The organism is Arthrobacter sp. 35/47 (genome assembly GCF_000520475.1).
GTDB lineage: Bacteria > Actinomycetota > Actinomycetes > Actinomycetales > Micrococcaceae > Arthrobacter_D > Arthrobacter_D subterraneus.
On record NZ_KI914613.1, the window covers coordinates 159,161 to 163,608 of the forward strand.

Here is a 4,448-nt window from a genome sequence, read left to right on the forward strand (position 1 = left end):
TCGACAGGCTGGTTCGGACCGCGGCGTCGCCGTCGAGCGAAACGTCCGTGGCACCGAGGACCCGCATCGCAGCGTAGCGTACCGTCCACGGCCCTACCCCTGGCAGCGGAAGGAGTTTCCCCTCAAGTTCCGCCGGGCTGTCTCCGACGCCGATGGATACGCTTCCGTCGGCGAGTGCCGCAGCGGCGCCGAGCAGGGCCGCCCGACGGCGCGCGGGCCCCTTCAGCAGCGGCCCTGCTCCCTCGGCAATCTCGGCGGCCGTGGGGAAAAGCCGGCTGTGGCCGGGACAGCCGAGCATGGAGGCAGCCCCGAGCACGCTGAGGGTCTTCAGGACACCGGTCGCAGCGGCGACGGTGATCTGCTGACCCACCATGGCGCGGATGAGGATCTCCTGCGGGTCCACCGCCCCGGGCAGCCGGATACCCGGATGCCGCTGCACCCGCGCAGACATTGCCGGTTCTGCCGACAGTGCGCCGTCGATGGCTGTCGGGTCCGCGTCAAGGTCGAACAGCCTGCGGATACGGGACAGCAGGACGGGCAGATCCTTCAGGTGCTCCACCCTCACCGAAACGTCCAGTCCGCCGCGTCCCCGCGCGGCCCTGAACCAGCCTTCACCGCCGGGAAGGCGAACGAGCCGGGCATACCCGCCTTCGTCTGCCCGCTCGACCCCGTCGACTGCGCGCGCGGACAGGAAGGCAAAAATGCCGTCGTCGTACGGTTCCCGCAGCGGCAGCGTCAGGCCGAGTGAGGTGGGGGCACCCGCGGCCGCCGGGGAATGCGACAGTGCGCGGCTCCGATGCCGCAGCTGCGAGGGGGAGAGGCTGTAAACCTCCTGCACCGTCTGGTTGAACTGCCGGATGCTCGCGAACCCGGAGGCGAACGCCACATCGGAGAGCGGCATGTCTGTTGCCGTCAGCAGGGTCCGCGCCGTCTGTGCACGGGAGGCGCGCGCCAGGGCAAGCGGCCCGGCTCCCAGTTCCGAGGAGAGGATGCGGCCAAGCTGCCTGGTTGAGTAGCCCAGGCGAAGCGCAAGTCCCGGAACGCCGGTGCGGTCGATCTCGCCGTCTGAGATCAGCCGCATTGCCCGCGCAGCGGTGTCAGAGCGCAGATTCCAGGCGGGTGTGCCGGGGACCGCCTCGGGAAGGCACCGTTTGCAGGCGCGGTAGCCCGCTTGATGTGCCGCCGCCGAGGTGGGATAGAAGGTGACATTGGACGGTTTCGGTGTACGGGCGGGGCACGATGGGCGGCAGTAGATCTTCGTGGTGGCCACCGCAGTGACGAACTGCCCATCGAAGCGGATGTCCCGCGATTCGATCGCGCGGTACCGCTGCCAGAAGTCCATTGCTCCATCCTCGCAGGCCGGAAGGTGCGCTGCTAGCGGAAATCGGACATGGCCGTGCGCAGCATGCACGGCGGTATTGATACGGTCTTTTGGTGGATCCAGCCCTGCAACGCACCCGCCTTGCGCATCCGGCCGTCGAGGTTGCGCCGCTGCTGCTTGGTGCACACCTCACGCACGACGACGGATCGGAGCCGGTCACCGTGCGTATCACGGAGGTGGAGGCGTACATGGGATCGGAGGATCCAGGGTCGCACGCCTTCCGCGGGCAGACCGCCCGCAATGCCACGATGTTCGGCGAGGCCGGTCACCTCTACGTGTACTTCACGTACGGGATGCATTACTGCGCCAACGTGGTCTGCGGGGTTCCCGGACATGCAACGGGTCTGCTGCTGCGCGCCGGCGAGGTTGTTGGGGGACTGGAGACAGCGCGGCGCCGGCGCGGTAATCCCCGCTCGGACCGGGACCTTGCACGGGGACCGGCCCGTCTTGCCCAGGCGCTTGGAATCGACCGGAACCTGGACGGCGCAGACGTATTCTCGGACCGCCTTCAGCTCGTACTTCCCGAGCACCCTGCGGACCCGCTGCGCCTGCAGACCGGACCACGCGTCGGGGTCAGCGGTCCCGGTGGGTCACCCGCCTATCCCTGGCGTTACTGGCTGTCCGGGGAAGCCAGCGTTTCGGTGTACCGGCCGGCAGCCAGGCCGCGGACCGCGCGGCTCGCCCGGGACACACCGGGCAACGCAGGTACCCCCAGGAACTCAGACACCAGGAAGCCATGACGCCCTCAAATACCAGCGACCTCATCCTGTCCTCCTGCGCAAGCGTGCCCGATTTCCCCAAACCGGGGGTGACCTTCCGCGATCTCACGCCGGTGTTCGCGGACCCCACCGCATTTGCGGCTGTCACTTCCGCACTGATCGAGCCGTTCAAGGGTGGGTTCGATCGCGTAGCCGGTATTGAAGCCCGCGGCTTCATCCTTGCAGCGGCGGCAGCCTACGCTTCCGGCACGGGCATGACGGCGGTGCGTAAGCCGGGCAAGCTTCCCCGGGAGGTCCTCAGCGAAAGCTACGTCCTGGAGTACGGCACTGCGGCGGTGGAGATCCACCGGGACGAGTTCCCACCCGGCACCCGCGTGCTGCTGCTGGACGACGTCCTCGCCACCGGAGGAACCCTCGCGGCAGCAGTCCGCCTCCTTGAGCGGGCCGGCGCCGAAGTGGTGGGTGCCGGCGTCGTCCTGGAACTGGCCGGCCTCGGCGGCAGGGCTGCCGTGCCGGCTTCTGTTCACGCGCTGGCAACTATCTAGCCGTGTTCGCGGCGCAGGCTCATGGAAATTCGCACTGAGCGGGATAGAATTGACGGTCCGCCTTGGCGAGAGGGAAACGCGCAATGCCTGAAATGTCAGTAGCCCGGAACGAGCTGGAGCACGAGCGCCGCTACGTGGCCGGTCTGTACCAGCGGCTTGATGAACTGCGCGCCGAAAAGCAGCGCCAGCTCGATCAGGTTCGCCGGACCACTTCATCCGGGTCGCACCAGAACCGGTCCGAACGCGACGCGTTCGCGACCATGTATGAGGACCGGCTCGCGCAGCTGAACGCGGTGGATGACCGGCTGGTGTTCGGGCGCCTGGACCTGGACAGCGGAGAGGAGCGCTACATCGGCCGGATCGGTCTTTCCACCGAGGACCTGCAGCAGCTCATGGTCGACTGGCGGGCACCGGAGGCAGGCACCTTCTACCAGGCGACCGCCTTCGAGCGGATGGGCGTCCGGCGCCGGCGCCACCTCATTCTGTCGAGGCGGGACGTCGTTGCCGTTGAAGACGATGTGCTCGACGCCTCCATGCTCACGGATGCTGACTCTCTCCAGGGCGAGGGGGCGCTGCTGGCAGCCCTCAACTCCCGGCGAACCGGCCAGATGTCGGACATCGTGGGAACCATCCAGTCCGAGCAGGACCGCATCATCCGAGCGCCGCTGCCCGGCGTCGTCGTCGTTCAGGGCGGTCCGGGTACAGGCAAGACCGCCGTCGCGCTCCACCGCGCCGCCTACCTGCTCTACACGCACCGGGACCGCTTGAAGTCAGCGGGTGTTCTGCTGGTCGGCCCAACCAACGCATTCATGAAGTACATCGAGCGGGTGTTGCCCTCCCTGGGCGAAACGGGTGTTGTGATGGCAAGCATCGGCAGCCTGATGCCGGGCATCCAGACCGTCCAGGAGCCCTCGGAAGAGGTCGCGGCCCTCAAGGGCCGCCTGGACATGGCCGGTGTCGTCAAGCAGGCGGTCGCCAACCGCCAGCGCATCCCGGCCGAGAACCGGAAGCTCAACGTTGAAGGCAGCATTCTCACCTTGACGCCGCGGCAGGTCCGCCGGGCCCGGGACCGCGCCCGCGCTACCGGCAAACCGCACAACGAGGCACGGACAACCTTCGTGAAGATCATGCTGCGCGAACTCACGGAGCAGCTGACCGAACAGCTGGAAGAATCGTCGGGTGCCGGAAACACCGCCGACCGCTCCTACCTCACCGAAGACGTCCGCACCTCCAGGGACGTGCGGATCGCGCTGAACCTCGCCTGGATGCCGATGACTCCGGAAAAGCTGCTGCGGGACCTGTTCGCCAAGCCCGCGCAGCTTGAAGCGGCGGCACCGCACCTCAGCGACGCCGAGCGGCAGCTTCTCCACCGTACGGAGGACGCACCCTGGACTGAGGCTGACGTTCCATTGCTGGACGAGGCAGCGGAACTGCTGGGTGAGCTCGACGCATCGGCCGGGCGGAACGCGGCGGAAAAGGAACAGGAACGACGCCGGGATATCGCGAACGCTGAACGCACACTGGAGAACGTGAGCGCCACCCTTGAAGATGCGGGCGTTGACGGGGTATTGAGTGCCGAGGCCCTGGCGGACCACAACGTGGTGACTGAAACCCGGCTCACCGCGGCGGAGCGTGCATCGGGTGACCGCACCTGGGCGTACGGCCACGTGGTGGTGGATGAGGCACAGGAACTGTCGCCGATGCAGTGGCGGCTGCTGATGCGCAAGTGTCCCCTGAAGTCCTTCACCATCGTCGGGGACATCGCCCAGACCAGCTCGATCGCCGGTTCACACTCGTGGCAGG

Annotated in this window: 4 protein-coding genes; 3 read left to right on the forward strand and 1 reads right to left on the reverse strand. The window is 67.6% G+C overall.

The window, feature by feature from the left end; translation table 11 throughout:
- Window positions 1-1,342, reverse strand: a 1,342-nt coding sequence (locus tag X803_RS19955; protein ID WP_035778972.1) for an AlkA N-terminal domain-containing protein, incomplete at its 3' end; no start/stop codon positions are given.
- 92 nt (window positions 1,343-1,434) lie between these two features.
- Here X803_RS19955 and X803_RS0113245 point away from each other — a divergent pair.
- From X803_RS0113245 to X803_RS19960, 3 genes are all read left to right on the forward strand, one after another.
- Window positions 1,435-2,121: a DNA-3-methyladenine glycosylase gene (locus tag X803_RS0113245; protein ID WP_253907470.1), complete on the forward strand. Its 687-nt coding sequence runs from the start codon at window positions 1,435-1,437 to the stop codon at window positions 2,119-2,121.
- Complete coding sequence (locus X803_RS0113250; RefSeq protein WP_026545510.1) at window positions 2,118-2,645, forward strand: adenine phosphoribosyltransferase; 528 nt, start codon at window positions 2,118-2,120, stop codon at window positions 2,643-2,645. The genes X803_RS0113245 and X803_RS0113250 overlap by 4 nt, the downstream gene beginning before the upstream one ends.
- A gap of 83 nt (window positions 2,646-2,728) precedes the next feature.
- The coding region (locus tag X803_RS19960; protein WP_084033757.1) for a HelD family protein at window positions 2,729-4,448 on the forward strand (1,720 nt) is incomplete at its 3' end.

Excerpts from the sequence above, each read along its gene's own strand:
- X803_RS0113250 (WP_026545510.1), top strand. The coding sequence starts at position 2,118 with ATGACGCCCTCAAATACCAGCGACCTCATCCTGTCCTCCTGCGCAAGC.